Annotated in this window: 22 protein-coding genes, 1 tRNA gene and 1 other RNA gene; 20 read left to right on the forward strand and 4 right to left on the reverse strand. The window is 30.2% G+C overall.

Annotation, left to right across the window (positions count from 1 at the left end):
* Position 1 precedes the first annotated feature (1 nt).
* The 15 genes from pglB to CAMP5053_RS01135 all read left to right on the forward strand — a co-directional run bounded on the left by pglB (position 2) and on the right by CAMP5053_RS01135 (position 14,449).
* Positions 2 to 2,140, forward strand: a complete 2,139-nt coding sequence (pglB, locus tag CAMP5053_RS01065) for an undecaprenyl-diphosphooligosaccharide--protein glycotransferase (protein ID WP_337217111.1) — start codon at positions 2 to 4, stop codon at positions 2,138 to 2,140.
* Positions 2,137 to 3,264: a N,N'-diacetylbacillosaminyl-diphospho-undecaprenol alpha-1,3-N-acetylgalactosaminyltransferase gene (gene pglA, locus CAMP5053_RS01070; RefSeq protein WP_337217112.1), complete on the forward strand. Its 1,128-nt coding sequence runs from the start codon at positions 2,137 to 2,139 to the stop codon at positions 3,262 to 3,264. Before pglB ends, pglA begins: the two co-directional genes overlap by 4 nt.
* The gene (gene pglC / locus CAMP5053_RS01075) at positions 3,257 to 3,859 is read left to right on the forward strand and encodes an undecaprenyl phosphate N,N'-diacetylbacillosamine 1-phosphate transferase (RefSeq protein ID WP_047208557.1); all 603 of its coding nucleotides are present in this window, start codon (positions 3,257 to 3,259) and stop codon (positions 3,857 to 3,859) included. Before pglA ends, pglC begins: the two co-directional genes overlap by 8 nt.
* On the forward strand, positions 3,846 to 4,442 hold the full coding sequence (pglD, locus tag CAMP5053_RS01080) for a UDP-N-acetylbacillosamine N-acetyltransferase (protein WP_337217113.1): 597 nt from the start codon (positions 3,846 to 3,848) through the stop codon (positions 4,440 to 4,442). Before pglC ends, pglD begins: the two co-directional genes overlap by 14 nt.
* Positions 4,439 to 5,599 carry a UDP-N-acetylbacillosamine transaminase gene (gene pglE / locus CAMP5053_RS01085; RefSeq protein ID WP_133319738.1) on the forward strand — a complete coding sequence of 387 codons (1,161 nt, stop codon included), beginning with the start codon at positions 4,439 to 4,441 and terminating at the stop codon, positions 5,597 to 5,599. Before pglD ends, pglE begins: the two co-directional genes overlap by 4 nt.
* A gap of 1 nt (position 5,600) precedes the next feature.
* Complete coding sequence (gene pglF, locus CAMP5053_RS01090; RefSeq protein ID WP_337217114.1) at positions 5,601 to 7,364, forward strand: UDP-N-acetylglucosamine 4,6-dehydratase (configuration-retaining); 1,764 nt, start codon at positions 5,601 to 5,603, stop codon at positions 7,362 to 7,364.
* Positions 7,365 to 7,477: 113 nt separating this feature from the next.
* The gene (locus CAMP5053_RS01095) at positions 7,478 to 7,855 is read left to right on the forward strand and encodes a chemotaxis response regulator CheY (RefSeq protein WP_039619063.1); all 378 of its coding nucleotides are present in this window, start codon (positions 7,478 to 7,480) and stop codon (positions 7,853 to 7,855) included.
* A 12-nt stretch (positions 7,856 to 7,867) separates the two neighbouring features.
* The gene (locus CAMP5053_RS01100) at positions 7,868 to 8,704 is read left to right on the forward strand and encodes a 50S ribosomal protein L11 methyltransferase (RefSeq protein ID WP_337217115.1); all 837 of its coding nucleotides are present in this window, start codon (positions 7,868 to 7,870) and stop codon (positions 8,702 to 8,704) included.
* Entirely contained in the window at positions 8,704 to 10,626 is a 1,923-nt protein-coding gene (gene ftsH / locus CAMP5053_RS01105; protein ID WP_337217116.1) for an ATP-dependent zinc metalloprotease FtsH, read from the forward strand. The genes CAMP5053_RS01100 and ftsH overlap by 1 nt, the downstream gene beginning before the upstream one ends.
* Positions 10,626 to 11,243, forward strand: coding sequence for a phosphatidylserine decarboxylase (locus CAMP5053_RS01110; RefSeq protein ID WP_337217117.1), 618 nt, complete (start codon positions 10,626 to 10,628; stop codon positions 11,241 to 11,243). Before ftsH ends, CAMP5053_RS01110 begins: the two co-directional genes overlap by 1 nt.
* Positions 11,240 to 11,950 carry a CDP-diacylglycerol--serine O-phosphatidyltransferase gene (pssA, locus tag CAMP5053_RS01115; RefSeq protein WP_039628865.1) on the forward strand — a complete coding sequence of 237 codons (711 nt, stop codon included), beginning with the start codon at positions 11,240 to 11,242 and terminating at the stop codon, positions 11,948 to 11,950. Before CAMP5053_RS01110 ends, pssA begins: the two co-directional genes overlap by 4 nt.
* A gap of 63 nt (positions 11,951 to 12,013) precedes the next feature.
* Positions 12,014 to 12,568, forward strand: coding sequence for a membrane protein (locus tag CAMP5053_RS01120; RefSeq protein ID WP_039619073.1), 555 nt, complete (start codon positions 12,014 to 12,016; stop codon positions 12,566 to 12,568).
* A 49-nt stretch (positions 12,569 to 12,617) separates the two neighbouring features.
* Positions 12,618 to 12,707: transfer RNA gene (locus tag CAMP5053_RS01125), tRNA-Ser, on the forward strand.
* Positions 12,708 to 12,792: 85 nt separating this feature from the next.
* Positions 12,793 to 14,262: a Y-family DNA polymerase gene (locus tag CAMP5053_RS01130; RefSeq protein WP_337217118.1), complete on the forward strand. Its 1,470-nt coding sequence runs from the start codon at positions 12,793 to 12,795 to the stop codon at positions 14,260 to 14,262.
* Positions 14,255 to 14,449, forward strand: a complete 195-nt coding sequence (locus CAMP5053_RS01135; protein ID WP_337217119.1) for a hypothetical protein — start codon at positions 14,255 to 14,257, stop codon at positions 14,447 to 14,449. The genes CAMP5053_RS01130 and CAMP5053_RS01135 overlap by 8 nt, the downstream gene beginning before the upstream one ends.
* A gap of 19 nt (positions 14,450 to 14,468) precedes the next feature.
* Here CAMP5053_RS01135 and ciaB read toward each other — a convergent pair whose 3' ends face one another.
* The gene (ciaB, locus tag CAMP5053_RS01140; protein WP_337217120.1) at positions 14,469 to 16,304 is read right to left on the reverse strand and encodes an invasion protein CiaB; all 1,836 of its coding nucleotides are present in this window, start codon (positions 16,302 to 16,304) and stop codon (positions 14,469 to 14,471) included.
* A gap of 64 nt (positions 16,305 to 16,368) precedes the next feature.
* Between ciaB and CAMP5053_RS01145 the strand changes: the two genes are divergently transcribed.
* The 3 genes from CAMP5053_RS01145 (at position 16,369) to CAMP5053_RS01155 (ending at position 18,120) form a co-directional block, all read left to right on the forward strand.
* Positions 16,369 to 16,773 (forward strand): acyl-CoA thioesterase, encoded by a 405-nt coding sequence (locus tag CAMP5053_RS01145; RefSeq protein WP_012661971.1) that lies wholly within the window; start codon positions 16,369 to 16,371, stop codon positions 16,771 to 16,773.
* A 64-nt stretch (positions 16,774 to 16,837) separates the two neighbouring features.
* Positions 16,838 to 17,767 (forward strand): ribose-phosphate pyrophosphokinase, encoded by a 930-nt coding sequence (locus tag CAMP5053_RS01150; RefSeq protein WP_139470980.1) that lies wholly within the window; start codon positions 16,838 to 16,840, stop codon positions 17,765 to 17,767.
* A 116-nt stretch (positions 17,768 to 17,883) separates the two neighbouring features.
* A complete protein-coding gene (locus tag CAMP5053_RS01155; protein WP_337217121.1) occupies positions 17,884 to 18,120 on the forward strand; it encodes a hypothetical protein in 237 nt (78 codons plus the stop codon).
* A gap of 196 nt (positions 18,121 to 18,316) precedes the next feature.
* Here the strand turns inward: CAMP5053_RS01155 and ssrA are convergent.
* Both ssrA and CAMP5053_RS01165 read right to left on the reverse strand, forming a co-directional pair.
* Positions 18,317 to 18,675, reverse strand: a transfer-messenger RNA (tmRNA) gene (ssrA, locus tag CAMP5053_RS01160).
* A gap of 1 nt (position 18,676) precedes the next feature.
* Positions 18,677 to 19,087 (reverse strand): hypothetical protein, encoded by a 411-nt coding sequence (locus CAMP5053_RS01165; RefSeq protein ID WP_039619086.1) that lies wholly within the window; start codon positions 19,085 to 19,087, stop codon positions 18,677 to 18,679.
* 87 nt (positions 19,088 to 19,174) lie between these two features.
* Between CAMP5053_RS01165 and ruvB the strand changes: the two genes are divergently transcribed.
* Both ruvB and CAMP5053_RS01175 read left to right on the forward strand, forming a co-directional pair.
* Positions 19,175 to 20,185, forward strand: a complete 1,011-nt coding sequence (gene ruvB / locus CAMP5053_RS01170; protein WP_220566281.1) for a Holliday junction branch migration DNA helicase RuvB — start codon at positions 19,175 to 19,177, stop codon at positions 20,183 to 20,185.
* Positions 20,175 to 21,218, forward strand: a complete 1,044-nt coding sequence (locus CAMP5053_RS01175; RefSeq protein ID WP_337217122.1) for an AI-2E family transporter — start codon at positions 20,175 to 20,177, stop codon at positions 21,216 to 21,218. The genes ruvB and CAMP5053_RS01175 overlap by 11 nt, the downstream gene beginning before the upstream one ends.
* A 24-nt stretch (positions 21,219 to 21,242) precedes the next feature.
* Here the strand turns inward: CAMP5053_RS01175 and CAMP5053_RS01180 are convergent.
* Positions 21,243 to 23,535: hypothetical protein (locus tag CAMP5053_RS01180; RefSeq protein ID WP_337217123.1), on the reverse strand; the 2,293-nt coding region annotated here is incomplete at its 5' end.

The raw sequence follows: 23,535 nt of genomic DNA on the forward strand, positions 1-23,535 counted from the left end.
AATGAAACTACAACAAAATTTCACTGATAATAATTCTATAAAATATACCTGTATTTTAATCCTTATAGCCTTTGCTTTTAGTGTTTTGTGTAGGTTATACTGGGTAGCTTGGGCAAGTGAGTTTTATGAGTTTTTCTTTAATGATCAACTTATGATTACTACTAATGATGGCTATGCGTTTGCAGAAGGTGCAAGGGATATGATAGCAGGTTTTCATCAACCTAATGACTTATCTTATTTTGGAAGCTCACTTTCTACTTTAACTTATTGGCTTTATAGTATTTTACCTTTTAGCTTTGAAAGTATTATTTTATATATGAGTACTTTTTTTGCTTCTTTGATTGTTGTGCCTATTATATTAATCGCAAGAGAGTATAAACTCACTACCTATGGCTTTATAGCAGCCTTACTTGGAAGCATTGCAAATAGTTATTATAACCGCACTATGAGTGGGTATTATGATACAGATATGCTAGTGTTAGTTTTACCAATGCTTATTTTGCTTACCTTTATACGCTTAACTATTAATAAAGACATTTTTACCCTACTTTTAAGTCCGGTTTTCATCATGATTTATTTGTGGTGGTATCCATCGAGTTATTCTTTAAATTTTGCCATGATAGGACTTTTTGGACTTTATACTTTAGTATTTCATAGAAAAGAAAAGATTTTTTATCTAGCTATTGCTTTGATGATCATAGCTTTAAGTATGCTAGCATGGCAATATAAACTTGCTTTGATTGTATTATTATTTGCTATTTTTGCTTTTAAAGAAGAAAAAATTAATTTTTATATGATTTGGGCTTTGATTTTTATTAGCATTTTGATTTTACATTTAAGTGGTGGCTTAGATCCTGTTTTATATCAAATTAAATTTTATGTTTTTAAAGCTTCTGATGTGCAAAATTTAAAAGATGCTGCCTTTATGTATTTTAATGTCAATGAAACCATTATGGAAGTAAATACTATCGATCCTGAAGTGTTTATGCAAAGAATTAGTTCTAGTGTTTTAGTATTTATCCTTTCTTTTATAGGTTTTATCTTGCTTTGCAAAGATCACAAAAGTATGCTTTTGGCTCTACCTATGCTTGCACTAGGTTTTATGGCTTTAAGAGCTGGACTTAGATTTACCATTTATGCAGTTCCTGTGATGGCTTTGGGTTTTGGGTATTTTTTATATGCTTTTTTTAATTTTTTAGAAAAAAAACAAATCAAACTTAGTCTAAGAAATAAAAATATCTTACTCATACTCATTGCATTTTTTAGTATAAGCCCTGCTTTGATGCATATTTATTATTATAAATCCTCTACTGTTTTTACTTCTTATGAAGCTAGTATTTTAAATGATTTAAAAAATAAAGCTCAAAGAGAAGATTATGTCGTTGCTTGGTGGGATTATGGTTATCCAATACGCTATTATAGCGATGTAAAAACCTTGATCGATGGTGGAAAACACCTAGGAAAAGATAATTTTTTCTCATCTTTTGTATTAAGCAAAGAACAAATTCCAGCAGCTAATATGGCAAGACTTAGCGTAGAATACACTGAAAAATCTTTCAAAGAAAACTACCCTGATGTTTTAAAAGCTATGGTTAAAGATTATAACCAAACAAGTGCTAAAGATTTTTTAGAAAGTTTAAATGATAAAGATTTTAAATTTGATACCAATAAAACAAGAGATGTATATATTTATATGCCTTATAGAATGTTGCGTATCATGCCTGTGGTGGCACAATTTGCAAATACAAATCCTGACAATGGAGAGCAAGAAAAAAGTTTATTTTTCTCCCAAGCTAATGCCATAGCTCAAGATAAAACAACAGGCTCTGTTATGCTTGATAATGGAGTAGAAATTATTAATGATTTTAGAGCCTTAAAAGTAGAAGGTGCAAGCATACCTTTAAAAGCTTTTGTAGATATAGAATCCATCACTAATGGTAAATTTTATTACAATGAAATTGATTCAAAGGCTCAAATTTATTTACTCTTTTTAAGAGAATACAAAAGCTTTGTGATTTTAGATGAAAATCTTTATAATAGTGCCTACATACAAATGTTTTTATTAAATCAATACGATCAAGATTTATTTGAACAAGTCACTAATGATGCAAGAGCAAAAATTTATAGGTTAAAAAGATGAAAATAGGAATTTTAACCCATAGTGCAATGAGTGTGTATTATTTTCGTCTTGCACTCATTAGGGCTTTAGAAAAAAATAATCATGAAGTTATAATCATCACTCCAAAAGATGATTTTGCTATTAAATTACAAGAGCTAGGCTATAAGGTTTGCTTTTATGATTTAGCTAGATCAAGTGTTAATCCTTTAATTGTTTTTAAAAATCTACTTAGTTTAAAAAATACACTCAAAAGTTTAAATTTAGATCTTTTACAAACAAGTGCTCACAAAAGCAATACAACAGGTCTTATAGCGGCTAAAATGGCGGGTGTTAAATACACTTTTGGTTTAGTTGAGGGCTTAGGAAGTTTTTATATAGATGATGATTTTAAAAGCAAATTAGTAAGAATGAGTATTAATTTACTTTATAAAATTTCTTTTAAACTTGCTAATGGTTTTATTTTTGTCAATGAAAGCAATGCTTTATTTATGAAAAATTTAGGCTTAAAAGAAGAAAAAATCAAAATCATAAAATCCGTAGGACTAAATTTAAAACAATTTTTACCTTTAAAAATTAGCACAGAAGAAAAACAAGCTTTTTTAAAAGAACACAATATGCCTGATAAACCCATCATTTTAATGATTTCAAGAGCGCTTTGGCATAAAGGAATTAAAGAATTTTATGAAGTAAGCCAAATTTTAAAAGATAAGGCAAATTTTGTTTTAGTGGGTGGAAGAGATGATAATAAATCTTGCGCACCATTAGAATTTTTAAACTCAAATGATGTTTTTTATCTTGGTGCAAGAAGTGATATTGCACATTTATTAAATTTATGCGATATTTTTGTTTTACCAAGTTATAAAGAAGGCTATCCAAGAACGGTTTTAGAAGCACAAGCTTGTAAAAAAGCGTGTGTGGTTAGTGATGCTGAAGGTTGCATTGAAGCAGTGGATAATGCCATAGATGGTTTAATTTGCAAATGCAAAGATAGCAAGGATTTAGCTGAAAAAATCGCAGTTTTACTAGAAGATGAAAAGCTAAAAAATACTTTAGCACAAAATGCTTTTCTTAGAGCGCAAAATTATGATGAAAATATCATAGCTTTGAAATATCTTGACTTTTATAGGGGTTTTATAAATGTATAAAAATGGTTTAAAGCGTGTTTTTGACTTTTTTTTGGCTTTGATTTTATTGATTATTTTTTTACCCTTTATAGTGCTTATAGGTATTGTTTTAAAAATCGTTCAAGGAAGTGTGCTTTTTAAACAAGCAAGACCAGGATTAAATGAAAAAATTTTTTATATTTATAAATTTAAAACTATGAGTGATGAAACCGATGAAAATGGAGAATTACTTCCTGATGAATTACGCTTAAAGCCTTTTGGTAAGCTAGTTAGAAGCTTGAGTTTAGATGAATTACCACAGCTTTTTAATGTATTAAAAGGCGATATGAGCTTCATAGGCCCAAGACCTTTACTTGTAGAATACTTGCCCTTATACAATCAAGAGCAAAAAAAACGCCACGATGTAAGACCAGGCATTACAGGTTGGGCTCAGATTAATGGACGCAATGCTATTTCTTGGGAGCAAAAATTTAAATATGATGTAGAATATGTGCAAAATTGCTCTTTTTTATTTGACCTTAAAATCTTTTTTATGACCATTGTTAAAGTTCTAAAAAGAAGTGGGGTTAATAAAGAAGGAGTAGCTACAACGGATAAATTCAATGGACACAACTAAAAGTATTTATATATATGGTTCTAGTGGGCATGGTTTAGTCTGTGCTGATGTAGCTAGAAATTTAGGATATGAAAAAATCATCTTTTTAGATGACAATAAAGGCTTAAAATATCACTCCAATTTAGAAAAACACGATATGTTTATTGCTATTGGTGCAAACTCTATTAGAGAAAAACTTTTCAAAAAAGCAAAAGATGATGGATTTAGATTAGTAAATTTGATACACAAAAGTGCTATTATTAGTCCAAGTGCTTTTTTAGATGATGAGGGTATTTTAATCATGCCAAATGTCGTAGTTAATGCTAAAGCTAGCATTGCAAAAGGTGTGATTTTAAATACTGCTTGTGTGATTGAGCATGAGTGTTTTGTAGATGAGTTTAGCCATATTAGCGTTGGAGCTAAACTAACAGGAAATGTAAAAATAGGAAAGCGTTGTTTTTTGGGAGTTAATTCAAGTGTTATTCCTTGTATGAGTTTAAATGATGATATAACTTTAGGTGCAGGAGCAGTTGTGGTTAAAAACCTAACTTCTAAAGGTATTTATGCTGGAGTTCCTGCTAAAAAAATAAAGGAGGTAAAATGAGATTTTTTCTATCAGCGCCACATATGAGTGGAAAAGAATTAGAATACATACACAAAGCTTTTGAAAGTAATTATATAGCACCTTTGGGTGAGTTTGTTAATGCCTTAGAACAAAGTATTAAAGATTATACAAAAAGTTCCAACGCACTTGCTCTAAATGCAGCCACTGCAGCCATTCATCTAGCTTTAAGAGTTTTGGGCATCAAAGAAGGCGATATAGTTCTAGCTTCAAGTTTTACCTTTATTGCTTCAGTAGCACCTATTTCTTACATGAATGCTACGCCTGTATTTATTGATTGCGATGAAACTTATAATTTAGATGTAAATTTATTAAAAAAAGCTATCAAAGAAAGTCCTAAAAAGCCGAAAGCTCTCATTTTAACACACCTTTATGGTAATGCTTCTAAAATGGATGAGATTGTCCAAATTTGTAAAGAAAATGAGATTTTTTTAATCGAAGATGCTGCTGAAGCTTTGGGAAGTTTTTACAAAAATAAAGCTTTAGGTACTTTTGGGGATTTTGGAGTATATTCTTTTAATGGTAATAAAATCATCACAACAGGTGGTGGTGGCATGCTTGTGAGTGAAAATCATGCTAATCTTGAAAAAGCAAGATTTTATAGTACCCAAGCTAGAGAAAATTGCCTTCATTATGAGCATAAAGAATATGGCTATAATTATAGAATGAGCAATATCTTAGGTGCAATCGGTACTGCTCAAATGGAAGTTTTAGAAGAAAGAGTGAGTAAAAAGCGTGAAATTTATAGCTGGTATAAAGAATTTTTAAGTGGAACTTTTACTTTTTTAGATGAGCTTGAAAATACCAAGTCAAATCGCTGGTTAAGCACTGCTTTACTTGATTTTGATTTAAATAAACTTAATACTTATGAAAAACATTGTATATGTGAAAATAAAAATGTTCAAATTCAAGATAAAATTTTAAAAATCATACAAGTTTTAAAAGATAATAAAATCGAAAGTCGCCCGCTTTGGAAACCAATGCATTTACAAGAACTTTACAAAGGTTGCGATGCTTACTTAAATGGTAATAGTGAGTTTTTCTTTAGTAATGGAATTTGCCTTCCAAGCGCAACTACTATGAGTAAAGCCGATGTAGAGGAAGTTTCTACTTTAATCTTAAACACCTTAAAGGACTAAGATGGATTATAAAAGCAAACGCTTAGGTTTTTTCCTAGGCGCTGATATTTTACTTTTTGTTATAAGTATTTATTTGTCTTTTTCTTTACGCTTTAGTGCAGACATCCCAAGCGAATTTTATGAAGGTATGTTTAAAAGTGCTGTGATTTTGATTTTACTTAAAATCATTTTTCTAGCTTTTTTTAGAATTTATCAAGTTGCTTGGAGATTTTTCTCACTTAATGAAGCGCGTAAATTAGTTATTGCTTTAGCTTTGGCTGAACTTGTATTTTTAGCAATTTATTATTTTTATGATGATTTTTTTAATCCTTTTCCAAGAAGCGTTATAGGAATAGACTTCGTTTTATCTTGTATGTTAATTGGAAGTTTGCGTATAAGCAAAAGAATGATAGTTGATTTTAGAAAGCCAAAATATAATGAAGAACATCCTTGTATAGTAGTTGGTGCTACTTCAAAGGCTTTACATTTATTAAAAGGAGCTAAAGAAGGGAGCTTAGGACTTTTTCCTGTAGCTGTAGTAGATGAGCGTAAAAATTTAATAGGTACTTATTGTGATAAATTTATAGTTGAAGAAAAAGAAGCAATCAGAAAATATACCGCTGAAGGAATTCATACTGCTATCATTGCTTTAAAACTTGAGCAAGAAGAATTAAAAAAGCTTTTTGATGAGCTTATTGCTTATGGGATTAATGATATAAAACTTTTTTCTTTTACGCAAAATGAAGCAAGAGATATAAGTATCGAAGATTTATTAGCACGTAAGCCAAAAGATTTAGATAATGCTTGCGTAATTGATTTTATCAAAGATAAAGTAGTTTTAGTTAGTGGAGCTGGTGGAACTATAGGAAGTGAGCTTTGCAAACAATGCATTAAATTTGGCGCAAAACACTTAATCATGCTTGATCATAGTGAGTATAATTTATATAAAATCAATGAAGAATTAAGCTTACATAAAGAAAAAATTGAACCTATTATGATGAGTATATTAGACAAAGAAGCTTTAGAAAAACTTTTACAAGAAAAAAACATAGATTTGATTTTACATGCGGCAGCTTATAAACACGTGCCTTTGTGTGAGCAAAATCCACATTCAGCTATTTTAAATAACATCATAGGTACTAAAAATTTAATCGATCTTGCAAAAACTTACAAGGTTGCCAAATTTGTTATGATAAGTACTGATAAAGCTGTAAGACCAACTAATATCATGGGTTGTACAAAAAGAATTTGTGAGCTTTATGCACTAAGTTCAAGTTGCGAAAATTTTGAAGTAGCTTGTGTGCGTTTTGGTAATGTTTTAGGCTCAAGTGGAAGTGTTATACCTAAATTTAAAGCTCAAATTGCAGCTAATGAACCACTTACTCTTACTCATCCTGATATAGTACGTTATTTTATGCTAGTAGATGAGGCTGTGCAACTTGTTTTACAAGCTGCGGCTATTGCAAAAGGTGGGGAGTTATTTGTGCTTGATATGGGCGAGCCTGTTAAAATCATGGATTTAGCTAAAAAAATGCTTTTACTTTCTAATAAAAAGTTAGAAATTAAAATCACTGGACTAAGAAAAGGCGAAAAACTTTATGAAGAACTTTTAATCCATGAAGATGATTTAAAAACTCAATATGAAAGTATATTTGTTACCACTAGTGAAATTAAAGATTTGAAAATTTTAAATCAAGAAATAGAAAGATTACTCCAAAGTACAGATCCTTCAAAAGTTTTAAAGGAAATTGTGCCTGAGTTTAATCATAACAAAAACGGAGAGTGATTAAATTCTAATTTTATTTTTAAATGATATAATACATACTTTTAATTGATTAATAAAAATAAAAACGATACAATTACACTTTTATGTAATTATATCAAGACAAAGGAAAAAAAGTGAAGTTATTAGTAGTTGATGATAGTTCTACCATGAGAAGAATAATCAAAAACACTCTTGTAAGATTAGGCCATAAAGATGTTTTAGAAGCTGAACATGGAGTTGAAGCTTGGGATTTGCTTTCACAAAATGATGATATTAAAATTTTAATTACCGACTGGAATATGCCTGAAATGAACGGCTTAGAACTAGTAAAAAAAGTAAGAGCGGAAGAAAAATACGCTGATATGCCTATTATTATGGTAACCACAGAAGGCGGTAAGGCAGAAGTTATTACAGCTTTAAAAGCAGGTGTAAACAACTATATCGTAAAACCTTTTACACCTCAAGTATTAAAAGAAAAACTTGAAGATGTTTTAGGAACAAACGAAGGCTAATTATAAGTTTTTATGCAAACACATTATTACGAACTTTTTTTTCAAACAGACAAGGAATATTTAGATTTATTCCTTGATCTTATTTTTTCTCTAGATATAGATGCCATAGAAGAAAAAAATGATGGTATTTATATACGATCAGAAGAAGATATAGAACTTATTCAAATAGCCTTACAAAATTTTCATCAAAAATTATGTGAAAAATTCAGCACTAAAATTTATTTTTATTCTACTTTAGAAAAAAAAGAAAATAAAAACTGGATAGATGAGTATAAAAAAGGCATACAAGCTTTAACTATTGACAATATTCACATTCATACTACTTGGCAAAAACCTATGCAAGATAAAATCAATATCATTATAGATCCTGCCTTAGCTTTTGGCTCAGGACATCATGAAAGTACTTATACTTGTATAGAATTTTTACAAAAATACACAGATAATTCCAAATTTTGCTTAGATGTAGGCTGTGGAAGTGGGATTTTAAGCATTATCATGGCAAAGCTTGGAGCTAAAGTACAAGCTTGCGATACAGATGAGCTAGCCATAGTTGCAAGCAAGGAAAATGCAAAATTAAATCAAGTTAGCTTTGATGATATTTGGGTAGGTTCTATTAATAAAAGCTTACATAAATATGATATAGTTGTGGCAAATATCATTGCTGATATTTTAATCATACTAGAAAAAGATCTTAAAGAAAAAACCAAAGAAGGTGGAATTTTAATCTTATCTGGTATTTTAAACAAATATGAAGAAAGAATTAAAGATAAATTCAAAGATTTGACTTTGTTAGAATGCAAACACAAAGGAGAATGGTTGAGTTTAGCTTACAAAAAGGAAACAAAATAATGAATAAAAAACCAAACGAACCAAAAGATAATCCAAACAATAATAGCTTTTTCAATAAAAACCCTATTTTTATTTTTGCTATTTTTGCCATTGTGATGATTCTTTTATTTAAAGGATTTTCAGATGATGGTAGCATGGGTATTATGGGTGGAGAAAATACCAAAAAAGTTACTTATTCTGAATTAAAAACTTTAATTGAAAATAATCAAATTGCCCAAGTTAATATAGGTCAAACCACTATAAAAGCTGTGTCTAAAGCAGGAAATATGGTATATATTACTAAAAAAGTTCCAAATGATGCTACTTTTGTGCCTTTGCTTGATTCAAAAGGCGTTTCTTATGGAGCTTTTAATGAGAGTAATTGGTTTATAGATATCTTGCTTTCTTGGGTTTTACCGGTATTTATTTTCTTTGGTATATGGATGTTTTTAGCCTCTCGTATGCAAAAAAATATGGGTGGATCCATACTTGGTATAGGAAGCTCTAAAAAACTTGTAAATTCGGAAAAACCAAAAGTTAAATTCAATGATGTTGCAGGTGTCGAGGAAGCAAAAGAAGAAGTTAAAGAAATTGTTGATTTTCTAAAATACCCTGAAAGATACATCAATCTTGGAGCAAAAATTCCAAAAGGACTATTACTTGTAGGCCCTCCAGGTACAGGTAAAACTTTGCTTGCAAAAGCAGTAGCAGGTGAAGCTGATGTACCATTTTTTAGTGTATCAGGCTCATCTTTTATAGAAATGTTTGTAGGTGTTGGAGCTAGCAGAGTTAGAGATTTATTTGAAAATGCTAAAAAAGAAGCTCCAGCTATTGTATTTATAGATGAAATTGATGCCATAGGTAAATCACGTGCAGCAAGTGGTATGATGGGTGGAAATGACGAAAGAGAACAAACCTTAAATCAACTTCTAGCAGAAATGGATGGCTTTGGTACTGAAAGTTCACCAGTAATCGTACTAGCAGCGACAAATCGTCCTGAAGTACTTGATGCAGCATTGCTTAGACCGGGACGTTTTGACAGACAAGTTTTAGTAGATAAGCCTGATTTTAAAGGTAGATGTGATATTTTAAAAGTTCATATGAAAGATGTTAAAATTTCGCCCGAAGTAAAGGTAGAAGATATCGCAAGATTAACAGCAGGTCTTGCGGGTGCTGATTTAGCAAATATCATTAACGAAGCAGCTTTACTTGCAGGTAGGGATTCTAAAAAACATGTAGAACAAAAAGACTTAGTTGAAGCAGTAGAAAGAGCTATAGCAGGACTTGAGAAAAAATCACGTAGAATTAATGATAAAGAGAAAAAAATCGTAACTTATCATGAATGCGGCCATGCTTTAATCGCTGAAACCACAAAAGGTGCTAAAAAAGTAAGTAAAGTTTCTGTTATACCGCGTGGTTTAGCAGCTTTAGGATATACACTCAATACCCCTGAAGAAAATAAATTTTTAATGCAAAAACATGAACTTTTAGCTGAAGTTGATGTGCTTTTAGGTGGGCGTGCAGCTGAAGAAATTTTCATTAAAGAAATTTCAACTGGTGCAAGCAATGACCTTGAACGTGCAACTGACATCATAAAAGCTATGATTTCTATGTATGGTATGAGTGAAATCGCGGGTTTAATGGTGCTTGAAAAACAAAGAAATACTTTCTTAAGTGGTGGACAAACTATCAAAGATTATTCTGATAAAATGGCTCAAGATTTAGATGAGTATGTAAAGAAAACCTTAGATGAACGCTATGCGGGTGTAAAAGAAATTTTAAAAGCTTATAGCGGTGCTATAGAAGTAATGGTACAAGCACTCTATGAAGAAGAAACTATTGATGGCACTAAAGTAAGAGAGATTATTAAAAATTATGAAGAAGAAAATAATCTTCCAACGCGCTTAGAAGAAAAAGAGCAAGAAGCTACTAAGGATAACTAATGAAAACAAATTTTATTGCAAAGGCTGGCTGGAATTTACTCATAGTCCTAGCTATAGTTTTTGCAATAGCTCAATTTATATGGGGATTTTCTTGGCTTTTATGGTGTATTTTTATACTTTTTGCTTGTCTTTTTAGAACTAGTAAAGTTGATTATATAGCAGATCCAAATACTATCATAGCACCCATAGAAGGAAAAATAAAAAGCATTAAAACAAGCTCATATAAAGATCTTGGCGAATGCATAGAAGTACAAATTATAAATAATATCGTTTATCAAGGCAATATCATAGCTCCACTTGATATGGATATAGAAGAAACTAGACTAAGACATGGGCTTTTTTTATGTCCATTTATGAAAAATACAAATTTAATGGGCGAAAGAATGCTATTTTTAGCACGCTCTAAAGGCAAACAATGGGCATTACGCATCATTTTTGGTGCTTTAAATAGAAAAACTCATATTGATGATTTTGGCCATCATTTAAACCATGGACAAAATATAGGTTTTATGTTTGATGGTAGTGTGAGTTTATTGCTTCCAAAAGATACTAGAATTTGTGTAAATGAAAATGACAAAGTACGCATTGGTGCATTGATAGGGTATTTAAATCCATGAATTTTAAACTAATTTATATTTTACCTAATCTTTTTACAGCTGCTTCTATATTTTTAGGCATTATTTCAGTGATTGCTTCTATTAATCAAAATTTTGATAAAGCATTAATTTATATCATTTTATCATTAATTTGCGATGGCTTAGATGGACGCGTTGCAAGAGCTACAAATTCAACTTCTAAATTTGGAGTTGAGTTTGATTCATTAGCAGATTTAATAGCCTTTGGTGTTGCACCTGCTATGCTTTTTTATATGAGCATAGGTTATGAATATGGTCGTTTTGGTTCCTTAATAGCAGGTTTGTTTGTAGTTTTTGGTGCCATACGCTTAGCAAGATTTAATGTTACCACAGGCACTTATGAGCCTTCAGTTTTTATAGGACTTCCCATACCAACAGCTGCAGTTGTAAGTTCTTTATGGGTAAGTGCTTATTTATATTATGATTTTTTACATGATTTTTCTTTAATGATAGTATGCATTCAAATACTTTTAGCTTTTTTAATGGTAAGTAATATAAGATACCCTAGTTTTAAAAAAATCGATTTAAAACGTGCAAATGTTTTAAAAGTGTTAATCCTTTTGGTAGTCTTATTTTCTATGCTTTATTTGTATTTTTTAGAAAGTGCGTTGATCATCGCAAGTTTATATGTACTTTATGGAATTATACGAAGCTTTTTTACCCTAGCCCGTAAATTTAAAAAAGATTAAATTTTATTTTCACTTCATTTTTTAATAATATACTTTTTATTATTTTAAAAAAGGAGTTAAAAAATGAATAAGAACAAATTATTCAGACAAATTCACATTTACATTAGCTTATTTTTCTTGCCACTAGCATTTTTATACGCTGTTACTGGTTTTGCTTATATAGCTGGTTTTGATGGAGAAAGTGGAGCTAAAATTCAAAGTCAAAAAGTTCAAGCCATTATTCAAGAAGGTGCTGAAGCTGAATTTTTAATTGATTTTTTAAAGAAAAATAACTTAAAACTTCCTTCATCTTTAGAACCAAAACTTAATAAAAAAGGTGATGGTATAGAGCTTGGTGCCATAAACTATACTGCAAGTATTGTTAAAGTAGATGAAAATAACTATGAAATTATTACAAAAGAAAGAAGCTTACTTGGTAATATGATTTTACTTCATAAAGACAAAGGTATGTGGTACTTTTCTGTGCTTGGATTGGCTTTTGCACTTGCTATGATAATCCTTTATATTTCAGGACTTTTAATCACTATCATAGCTATACGCAAAGACAGAGGTAAACAAATAGCGGTTTTAGGTGCTGGTTTTGTTATAACTTTAATCATAGCTTATCTTAGTGTATAAATTTAAGGTATATCTTATAAACAATAAGATATACTTTCCCTTTTAATACGGACAGATGGGTGAGTGGCTGAAACCACACCCCTGCTAAGGGTGCAGATCTTAACGGGTCTCGAGGGTTCAAATCCCTCTCTGTCCGCCACCTTATAAAATTCATTTCCTTTCATCTATTTTAATAATTTTTACTGTTATAATTATAATAAATTTAAAGGCAAGCTTCACATACTATGCAAATTTATGCTTCTATTGATTTGAAATCTTTTTATGCTTCAGCTGAATGTGTTTTAAGAAATCTAGATCCTTTAACAACTAATCTCATTGTAGCAGATGAATCAAGAACAGATAAAACCATCATACTAGCAGTTTCACCTGCGCTGAAAACTTACAATATACCCGGCAGATTAAGGCTTTTTGAGTTTAAACAAAAAATCCATTCAATCAATCAAGAAAGATTAAAACAGGCTCAAAAACACCGCTTTAAAGCTAAAAGTTTTGATACATTAGAACTTGGAAATGATTTAAATTTAGAACTAGATTACATCATCGCTAAACCTAGAATGGCTACTTATATAGAATTTAGTACAAAAATATACAGCATTTATTTGAAGTATTTTGATGCTAAAGATATTCATATATACTCTATTGATGAAGTTTTTATCGATCTTAGTTCTTATCTTGAAAAATACAAACTATCAGCTTATGAGCTACTTACTAAGGTTTTACTTGATATTTTACATACAAGTAAAATCACTGCAACAGCAGGCATAGGTACAAATTTATACTTAGCTAAAATTGCCATGGATATACTTGCTAAAAGACAACAAGTAGATGAAAATGGCTTGCTTATAGCCTTTTTAGATGAAAAATTATACAGATATAAATTATGGCAGCATAAACCTTTAAAAGATTTTTGGCGTATAGGTAAAGGCATTGCCTTAAAACTTGCGAATTTAAACATTCATACTATGGGAGATCTTGCAAGATTTTCTTTAAAACACGAAGCTTTGCTTTATAAACACTTTGGTGTTAATGCTGAATTATTAATCGATCATGCATGGGGCGTTGAAACTTGCACGATGAAAGATATTAAAAACTACAAATCACAAAATCACTCTAAAGTCATGGCTAAGGTTTTGCCTTTTGCATATGATAATAATCAAACAATAAAAGTTTTAAAAGAACTTGTGGATCATTTAGTACTTGAACTTATTCAAAATAACCTTAAAACAAACCATATCACACTAGATATACAATATGATAAAAGCAATTTAGAAAATTCAAGTTTTTTAGGTTCTTACAAAGGAGCTATCACTAAAGATAGTTATGGAAGAACTATACCTAAAAATGCTCATGGAAGTATAAATTTAGAAAATTTTACCCATTCTTTAAAAATCATCAATAAAAAAGCCTTAGAGCTTTTTTGCAAAATCAGCGATAAAAACTTAAGCATTAGAAAAATCAGCCTAAGTTTAAATAATATCACAGATAAAGCACAAGAAAATTTCCAAGAATTAAATTTATTTAGTGATTTTAATGCAATTTCACAAGAAAAAAATCAACTTGAAAAAGAAGAAAAACTCCAAAAAGCAAGACTTCAAATCATGCAAAAATTTGGTAAAAAGGCTATTTTAAAAGCTTCAAGCTTAGATAATGAAACTAAAGAAATTACTTCTTTAATAGGAGGTCATAATGCATGATGAGTATAAAGATATAATAGATAAAAAATATCAAAAATCAAAACAATTCCCACTAATGTCAAGAGAAAAAAGAGCGGCACAATTTGCTCCATTTTCAGTACTAAATGGTTTTAGTAAAGCGATTTTAAAAACGCAAAAAGATATGGAAAAAGCATTAGAAAATAGCAAATATCAAGAAGAAAGCTAAGTTCTTCTTGATAAAAATTTTATTTTATATTAGAGTATTTTTCAAACTCTCCACTTTCATCGATTTCATTACCATAAAGTTTATGTAATTCATAGTAGTATTTTACAAATTCCTTACACTCTTCATCAAGTGGTAAAAATACCTCATCTTCTAAAACACAAAACTCATCTAAATAATTTTTAGCATCTTCTTTTAACATATAATGTCTTGCTAACTTATAATAATTTTGCATAAACACAGCTTTAAAGGCTTCATAAGCTTCCTCATCAAATTTAATGTTTAATTTCTCATTTGCAAAAGATAACACCCCTGATTTAAACAACAATGACAAATGAATCAAACCTTCTGTATAATAAGGCTTAACCTCCTCTACTCTTTGCCAAGCAATCAATCCTATAGCCCTTTTAATAAGCTCATAAAACACAGGAAGCTTTAAGTCATCTTCTTCATGCAAAAAGAAATTTACAAGCCCACCCGCAGTAGCTTTAAACTCTTCTATATTTTTAAACACACCACTTTCATTCATTTTCTTTTCGCTATCATTTGCCACAAAGAAAATATGCCCAAACTCATGACCTATAGTGGAAACTTCATAAATTCTTTTCCATAATTTTTCATTATAAAATAAAATTTCTCTACCATAATCTAAAAATTCTTTTTCAAATACCATAGAAGAAAGCTTCATAAAAGGCTTGGTTTTAGCATTTTCATAAACATAATTTAAAAAAGCAAAGATCTTTTTGCCTGCTATATTGCTTACATACTCATCATTTGGTACTACTTGAGCAGAAAAAAGTCCCTTAAGCTCTGCTCCATAAAAAATCATAGGCATACAAATATAAAGCTGAGTTTTTTCAAGATTAAAATTCACTTCATCAAACAAAGCTTCATCTTCTTCATCTAAATTTGCATACACCATTGCAAAGCTTTCTTTGATTTTATCTTTAAACTCACTCGCATTAAAATCACTCGCATCTTCTAAGCGTATATCCCACTCAAGTGCTACTGCATGTGTGTAAGAGTCTTCATAGTATTCTAAAGGATGACCAATTTGTAATGGGCATTTTACTTCCATCCACGCAAGCTCTGCTTCTTGCCATTTTTTAACCACTTCATTATTATCTTTTTCACAAAAAGCAAATTTTAATTTTTCTATATAGTCAATATAAGCATTTTTTTCATCATCTAACGCACAATTTCTTAGTTTTTCTAAAAGTTTATCAAACTCATATTCAAGCTTTAAAACTTCATTTTCAAAAGCTTTTGCATAAGGTAAAAATCTCCAAAGTGTTCCTATTTTAACTAAAGCCCCATAGCTTCTTTCACAAATTTCGCCATCTTGATTAAGCTGATAAAGCTCATTTTGTTTTAAAAACTCCAAAGCATCGCTTAAATTTGGAAATTGTTCTTTTAAAATTTTATTATTTGTATCTAAAATTTGCTTACTCCAAACAAGCTCAAAAGAATTCATAACTACACCTATATTATGCACACCTTGAACTAAAGCCAAATAAAACTCATCAAGTAAATTTTTACTCTTAATCTCATCGATTAAATCTTGGTGTTCTACTTCATAAAAGGCTCTTACCAAAGAAAAAACTTTATATTTTATTTGAGAAATTTCTTCTTCATTTAAACCTTTTTTCTCAAGTTCTTGGACTAAATTTTCCTCTTTTAAATCCACCAAACGACGCAACATTGCTAAAACATTGCTTTTTTCATTTTCAAGATTAGCTAGTTCTAAAGCTCTATCTATCAAAGGATGACTTTGATTAGTTTGAAGTATATTATAAAGACTATTAATATTTTGTTTCCTATTTTTCACAATTTTTGCTATTTGCTTAAAATCATTCATTTTTTACCTTTCTTTATTTTTAAAACTTAATTATAATGTTTTTTTTAAAACACAAGGAGAATGTATGAAAGATATGGGAGAACCTAAGCTAAGAGTTATAGCTATGCCAAGCAATACAAACCCCGCTGGTAATATCTTTGGTGGTTGGATCATGTCACAAATTGATCTAGCTGGAGCCATTGCCGCAAGGGAGCTTTCTCCGCAAAGAGTAGTAACCGTAGCAGTGGATAAAATCATTTTTAAGGAGCCAATTTTCGTAGGCGATTTGGTATCTTGCTATGCAAAAATAATCAAAGCAGGTAATACCTCTATCACCGTAGCAGTAGAAGTAGTTACACAAAGAGCTAATGAATATGGTCGTGTGTATTGTATGCATGTAACTTCAGCTGTAGTAACTTATGTGAGCGTAGATAAAGATGGAAATAAATTTCCTATTGATGCGGATTTAAAAAGATTGCACGGCTTTTAATATGTTTTATTGTATTTTTAAAAAACTTTTTATATCATCACAAAAAACTTTCTAAGGCTTATATATGCGTGGATATAAAATATTTTCTGGTTCAGCAAATGAGGAATTTGCTAAAAAAATCTCAAAATACCTTTCACTGCCTCTTAGCAATGCAGGTGTAAAGCGTTTTAGCGATGGTGAAATTAGCATTCAAATAGATGAAAGCGTGCGTGGTAAAGATGTATTTATCATACAAAGTACTTGTGCTCCAACGAATGATAATCTAATGGAGCTTTTAATCATGACAGATGCTTTGCGTCGCTCAAGTGCAAGCTCTATCACAGCTATCATCCCTTATTTTGGCTATGCCAGACAAGATAGAAAAGCAAGCCCTAGGGTGCCTATTACTGCAAAATTAGTAGCAAATCTTATAGAATCAGCAGGAGTGGATAGAGTAGCTACCATAGACTTACATGCTGGACAAATTCAAGGCTTTTTTGATATACCTGTGGATAATCTTTATGGAAGTATTATTTTTAATGATTATATTAAAAATAAAAACTATAAAAATCCTATCATCGCAAGTCCTGATATAGGTGGTATAGCAAGAGCTAGAAGCGTGGCAAAAGCTTTGGGACTTGATATAGTTATAGTAGATAAAAGACGCGAAAAAGCTAATGAAAGCGAAGTGATGAATGTCATCGGCGATGTAAAAGATAAAGAAGTGATTTTAGTAGATGATATTATCGATACAGCAGGAACCATAGTAAAAGCTGCTGAAGTATTTAAAAACAAAGGCGCAAAGTCAGTTATAGCTTGCTGTACTCACCCTGTGCTTAGTGGTGTAGCTTATGAAAGAATAGCTAAAGATGCGCTTGATGAGCTAGTAGTAACTGACACTATACCTTTAAAACAACAAATGGATAAAATCAAAGTCCTAAGCGTAGCACCTATTTTTGGAGAGGTAATACGCAGAGTTTATCACAATGAAAGTGTAAATTCTTTATTTGTATAAATTCTTTGCAAGGATAGCCTTGCAAAGAAAATCTAAACTTCAAATAATTTTACAATCTTCCATTAATTAAAATTATGTTTTTGCTATAATTAGCAATTTTTCATCAAGGAGTAATCATGATTAAAAATTTAATCATAAAATTTGGTAGAACTTTGCTAGATATAATAACCATATTAAGTTTTATTACAGCGATTGGTTATTCTATTGCAATAATGTTTACGCAAGATTTTGCAGCAGGCTTGGCAGCACTTATTGGGTTTTTTATAGTAATATTTTTAAGCTTTTTTCTAATTTATCTTATCATCGATATAAGAGATGCACTAGTCAAGAATAATCAGCATAAGGATGATTAAACATCTAAAAAATACAAAATAATACTCTATGATTTAAGAGTATTATTTATTTCCTTATTTAAGAATTATATTATCGCCTATAAATCTACTATTTTATAAACAAAATCTACATTTTTTCCCATAATTTTTTATATTAAAAACAACTTAACTAGTAAAAATACAAAAAAACGATATAGTTTTTATGAAAGATTAAATTTGGTGGAGACGAGGGGAATTGAACCCCTGTCCAAAAATAAAACAACCACGGCATCTACATGCTTAGCAAAGGTGAAAATTTCATCTAGCCAAACTCACCTTCCAAAATTTCAAGCTAGACTAAGACTTTAACTTCAATCAAAACTTGTCAAATTTCAATCTACACTATCAAAAATGACCAAATTCTAAGCTAGATAGTATGACTTAAAATTCAGGCTCAACTGAACTTACGCAGCTTTAGCGTAAGCAGGAGCAAATTTAACGTTGTTTGCGTTTAATTTTAATTTGAGCTTTATACGCTTTGCTCAAAGCGACATGCCACCAAGGCCACTCTACTCCTGTCGAAGCCAAGTCGTCCCCGTTATTTAGAAATTTTATCAGGAACATTTGCAATTTGAGGGTTAAATACACTTAAAAAAGAAGCATTTTTTTCATAATCACTGCAATATCTATCAAGCTGCTCACCCACTAAAAACATCCAATCCACAAATTCATCACTAGCAGGCCCGTCAAATTTAGCTGCTTCTTGCATAATTTCCTCACAGAATGTGCAAAAATTTGCAATCTCATCTAAATTTAATCTTTTAGCAGCCCAAACTACATTGTGAATATTTTGTTCTAAGTCTTTTAAAGCTTCTTTGTATTTTGAGCTATCACTGCTTAGCTTTACTATCAAAGGCTCTAAAACATCACAAAGACTTCTAAAAAAATACAAAAAACGCTCGATTTCTTCAAGCTCGTAATCTAACTCTAATTGCTCTAAAATTCCCATAAAAACTTCTATAATCTAAGTTTAAATGTTTATTTTAGCAAATTTTAGATAAAATTAAAATTTCTTACAAAATAAAATGGAAAAAATATGGATAGAATCGTAGAGATTGAAAAATTCTCCCCTGATGAAACTTATGAAACAAGCCTTAGACCTTCAAATTTTGACGGCTACATAGGACAAGAAAATATTAAAAAAAATTTAGAAATTTTCATCAAAGCTGCTAAAAAAAGAAATGAATGTCTAGATCATATCCTTTTTAGTGGGCCTGCAGGACTTGGTAAAACAACTTTAGCAAACATTATCTCATATGAAATGAATGCAAATATCAAAACTACCGCTGCACCCATGATAGAAAAAAGCGGAGATTTAGCTGCGATTTTAACTAATCTTAGCGAGGGAGATATTTTATTTATCGATGAAATTCATCGCTTAAGTCCTGCCATAGAAGAAGTGCTTTACCCTGCTATGGAAGATTTTCGTCTTGATATTATCATCGGTAGTGGCCCTGCTGCACAAACAATCAAAATCGATTTACCTAAATTTACTTTAATAGGTGCTACTACAAGAGCAGGTATGCTAAGTAATCCTTTACGCGATCGCTTTGGCATGCAATTTCGCTTGGAATTTTATAAAAATGAAGAACTTGCTATCATTTTAGAAAAAGCAGCTCTAAAGCTTAATAAAACTTGTGAAAAAAAAGCTTCTTTGGAAATAGCCAAACGCAGTCGCTCAACCCCAAGAATAGCATTAAGATTGCTTAAGCGTGTAAGAGACTTTGCTGATGTAAATGATGAAGAAATCATTAGCGAAAAAAGAGCTAAACAAGCACTTGATTCCTTAGGGGTAAATGAGCTTGGTTTTGACGCGATGGATTTGCGGTATTTAGAGCTTTTAACTGAAGCTAAAAGAAAACCTATAGGACTTTCTAGTATAGCTGCAGCATTAAGCGAGGATGAAAATACAATAGAAGATGTAATAGAGCCATATTTACTAGCAAATGGTTATATAGAAAGAACAGCCAAAGGTCGCATTGCAAGCTTAAAAAGTTTTGATGTTTTAAAATTAAAATACAACAAAGGTTTATTTGATGAAAAGTAGTAATTTTTTCTTGATTAGTTTTATTTTAATCATTTTATTTTGGGTACTTTTTTTATTCAAACCTTTTTTGATGAATATAGCTATAGCAAGTTTAATGGCTGTTTCTACTTCTAATGTTAATGTTAAATTCTTAAGTATTTTCAAAGGTAAAAAAGTCGTTGCTGCAGCAGCTACTACTGTTTTTATGTTAGCTTTATTTTTCATCCCTTTTGTATATGCTATTATAGAACTAGCAAAGGCTGCAAAAGGTTTTGATATGAGCTATTTTCACAATACCATAGAATATTTTAAAAATTATTCCCTACACCTACCTGAATCTTTAAGTTTTATAGAACCTAAAATCAAAGAAGCATTAGCAAGTATTGACTTAAATTCTATCTCTAAAAATGTTTTAACCTATCTTTCAAGCGCAACTAAATTTGGCACCAAATTTCTAACTGATATGGTGTTAATTTGTGTGTTTTATTTCTTTGCTAATCTTTATGGAGCCCAACTCATTGGCTATATAAAAACCATAGTACCTATGAAAAAAGAAGAAACTCAAGGCATTTTAAGCGAAGTGAGTAATGTAATGTCTGTGGTGTTTTACTCTATGGTGTTAAATGCTATTTTACAAGGAGTGCTTTTTGCTATCATTACTAAATTTTATGGTTATGATGCGATTTTAATGGGAATATTATTTTGCTTTAGCTCTTTAATCCCTGTGGTAGGTGGGGCCTTAGTTTATGTGCCTGTTTCTTTATATGAATTTGCAAATAACAATTTAAGCGGTGCTTTAGTGATTTTCATTTATAGTGTGATAATGATATCTTTTATCGCAGATACTTTAGTAAAGCCTTACATCATTAAATGGATCAATGAAAAACTTGTTCAAATTCCAACGCAAATTAACGAACTTTTAATTTTCTTTGCGATGATAGCAGGAATTTCAAGTTTTGGCTTTTGGGGTATTATCCTTGGACCTGCTATTTTAACTTTCTTTATTTCTACTTTAAAATTATATGTGATTTTAAAAGAAAAGCATTTCCTATAATCTATACTGTTAAAGCAGTATAGATTAAAAACTTTCAACCACACAAGGATTCATAGTTTTATAATTATCGCTGACTATGCAGATTTTACTTTTTTGAAGTAAGGAAATTTCATCCACCTCTTCAGTTTCTTCCTCTTCATATTCAAAAATAGGTGTTTGTTTTTGAATATTAGCTACTTGGTGAGATATTTTTTCATAGTCATCGTTTTCATTACCATTAACTGTTACTTTTTCTAAATTAGGTATTAACAATGCTACATTATCAAATTGTCCTTTGATAGTAAAATGTTCATTAGAATCAGTACTAGCTTTATCTTGCCAATCTTTTAGTATTATTTGATTTTTAGCTATAGTGGTAGCTAATTCTCCGCTAAGTTGGTTTAATCTATCCACTTCAGCTTTTAAAGCATTTAAAGTTTCCTCATTTTTTATAGCAGGGTTTTCATTGATTTTTTTAACATAATCATTGTATTTAGCTATAGCTATTTTTAATTGATCTTGTATGAGTTTTAATTGAGCTAAGGCATTATTAGAAGATTCAACTAGGGGTTTTAATTTATCATTAATAAATGCTAAAAGATTTGCTTTATTAATTGCAAATTTATCATATTTGGTAGAAATATTTTTATACTCATTGCTAATTCCTTCTAATATTTCTTTCATACCTTTTTGACCATATAAAGCTTCCAAGAAAGATATACTTTGAGCTATGCTTTCACTTAGACCTTGAATTTTGCCAAGATCTTTTATATCTACCCAGTAATCTCCACCAAATATTTCATCAAGCCATTTATTTAAATCTTCTGCACTAATTACATCATCACTATCTAAGATAACATCAGGATTACTCGGATCGGTAGGATCTGTTGGTTTAGATGGTTTTTCTATAGTGTCAGCTTTAGATAAAAAGTCTTCATATGCATCACTTTGAGTAGAGTTATTATAAGTGTGAATGTTTATTTTATCTGAAACATAGCCATTGTTATTAAAGTTGTTAATTAGAGAGGAATCATTATTCATATCAGATAGAGTGCTATTATTGGAATATATATGAACATTATTTAATTCCGCATTTAGCGTTCCAGCAAATTTACCTAGATAATAAAATCTAAAAAATTTATTATATGATATTTGAGAATTATCATCTATAAACATATAGATATTCTGCATAATTTCTTTTTTGCTTCCGTACAAGGCTCCAGCGAAAGATCCAATATATAAATCATAATTACCCCAATAGCCATTAACTGAGATATTGCCAATATCATAGATTGCAATATTATTAAAAGTATTAATATTTTTAGATTGAGCAAGCTGATCAGATCTTCCAATAAACCAACCTATATAAGTTGTATAAACTTCTCCAATTTTATTAGTTAAAGACAAATTTCCAATATCTTTTATAATAATATTATTGTAGCTAGAAGATGATCCAAGTCCAGTAAATCCACCAATACTAGTAACATTACTTGCTAACTCTCCCTCATTTACAACAATAATTTCTTTTATACCATCTAGTTTAATTTTATCAATATAAGAATCACTAATACTTCCACCAAATCCTCCCGCTATCCTAACTGCATTAATAACTCCAATATTACTTAGTGTGATATTTGAAATCTTACTATTTCGTATATATCCAGCAAAACCACCTATTCTAAATGGTAAATCTTTTTCATATTTAAAATTTATAGTATCAATATTGATATTAGAAATTTCAGCTCCATTAGTAGTTCCAAATAATCCTACATTATAATTTTTATTGGCATTAATTGTAATATTTTTTAATGTAAACCCATTTCCATTAAATATTTTATTAAAAGCATTATTGTAATCATATGCAATTGGATCTACAATTATTTTACTAAAATCAATATTCCCTACCAATCTAAACTCATCAACACTTCTAGTAACACCTAAACCTTCATTCCAACCTTTTGCAAAGTGCCACCACTCTATGGCATTATCTTTTTCATTTCCCATATTACCTATAGTTAACGCTTTTTTAAAATTAGAGCTTCCTGTATGAGTTGTGCCGCTAGAATCTTTATAATTTACTATATTTACTTTTACATTATTACCAAAGTTATAACCACTATTTGCAAAATTTATCATTTGTCTTTGTATGTAACCACCTTCTGTAGCTGTTACATTTATAGTAGAATTTAAATTTGTACTATCTGCGTCTATATACACATTTTTTCCCACCAAATGTGTAGTAGAGTTTTTATTTCCAACTTTACCACCTTGTATATCTACCTTATTCCCTATAAGTAATACATTATTAGCATTAATATTACCCATATTAACTACATTA

Origin of the sequence: Campylobacter sp. S4:11, assembly GCF_024723695.1 — a bacterium.
GTDB classification, from domain to species: Bacteria; Campylobacterota; Campylobacteria; order Campylobacterales; family Campylobacteraceae; genus Campylobacter_D; species Campylobacter_D jejuni_C.

Excerpts from the sequence above, each read along its gene's own strand:
- ruvB (WP_220566281.1), top strand. The coding sequence starts at position 19,175 with ATGGATAGAATCGTAGAGATTGAAAAATTCTCCCCTGATGAAACTTAT.
- pglC (WP_047208557.1), top strand. The coding sequence starts at position 3,257 with ATGTATAAAAATGGTTTAAAGCGTGTTTTTGACTTTTTTTTGGCTTTG.
- pssA (WP_039628865.1), top strand. The coding sequence starts at position 11,240 with ATGAATTTTAAACTAATTTATATTTTACCTAATCTTTTTACAGCTGCT.
- pglF (WP_337217114.1), top strand. The coding sequence starts at position 5,601 with ATGGATTATAAAAGCAAACGCTTAGGTTTTTTCCTAGGCGCTGATATT.
- pglE (WP_133319738.1), top strand. The coding sequence starts at position 4,439 with ATGAGATTTTTTCTATCAGCGCCACATATGAGTGGAAAAGAATTAGAA.
- CAMP5053_RS01175 (WP_337217122.1), top strand. The coding sequence starts at position 20,175 with ATGAAAAGTAGTAATTTTTTCTTGATTAGTTTTATTTTAATCATTTTA.
- CAMP5053_RS01120 (WP_039619073.1), top strand. The coding sequence starts at position 12,014 with ATGAATAAGAACAAATTATTCAGACAAATTCACATTTACATTAGCTTA.
- ciaB (WP_337217120.1), bottom strand. The coding sequence starts at position 16,304 with ATGAATGATTTTAAGCAAATAGCAAAAATTGTGAAAAATAGGAAACAA.
- CAMP5053_RS01145 (WP_012661971.1), top strand. The coding sequence starts at position 16,369 with ATGAAAGATATGGGAGAACCTAAGCTAAGAGTTATAGCTATGCCAAGC.
- CAMP5053_RS01130 (WP_337217118.1), top strand. The coding sequence starts at position 12,793 with ATGCAAATTTATGCTTCTATTGATTTGAAATCTTTTTATGCTTCAGCT.
- CAMP5053_RS01100 (WP_337217115.1), top strand. The coding sequence starts at position 7,868 with ATGCAAACACATTATTACGAACTTTTTTTTCAAACAGACAAGGAATAT.
- CAMP5053_RS01155 (WP_337217121.1), top strand. The coding sequence starts at position 17,884 with ATGATTAAAAATTTAATCATAAAATTTGGTAGAACTTTGCTAGATATA.
- pglA (WP_337217112.1), top strand. The coding sequence starts at position 2,137 with ATGAAAATAGGAATTTTAACCCATAGTGCAATGAGTGTGTATTATTTT.
- CAMP5053_RS01135 (WP_337217119.1), top strand. The coding sequence starts at position 14,255 with ATGCATGATGAGTATAAAGATATAATAGATAAAAAATATCAAAAATCA.
- pglB (WP_337217111.1), top strand. The coding sequence starts at position 2 with ATGAAACTACAACAAAATTTCACTGATAATAATTCTATAAAATATACC.
- CAMP5053_RS01110 (WP_337217117.1), top strand. The coding sequence starts at position 10,626 with ATGAAAACAAATTTTATTGCAAAGGCTGGCTGGAATTTACTCATAGTC.
- CAMP5053_RS01150 (WP_139470980.1), top strand. The coding sequence starts at position 16,838 with ATGCGTGGATATAAAATATTTTCTGGTTCAGCAAATGAGGAATTTGCT.
- pglD (WP_337217113.1), top strand. The coding sequence starts at position 3,846 with ATGGACACAACTAAAAGTATTTATATATATGGTTCTAGTGGGCATGGT.
- ftsH (WP_337217116.1), top strand. The coding sequence starts at position 8,704 with ATGAATAAAAAACCAAACGAACCAAAAGATAATCCAAACAATAATAGC.
- CAMP5053_RS01165 (WP_039619086.1), bottom strand. The coding sequence starts at position 19,087 with ATGGGAATTTTAGAGCAATTAGAGTTAGATTACGAGCTTGAAGAAATC.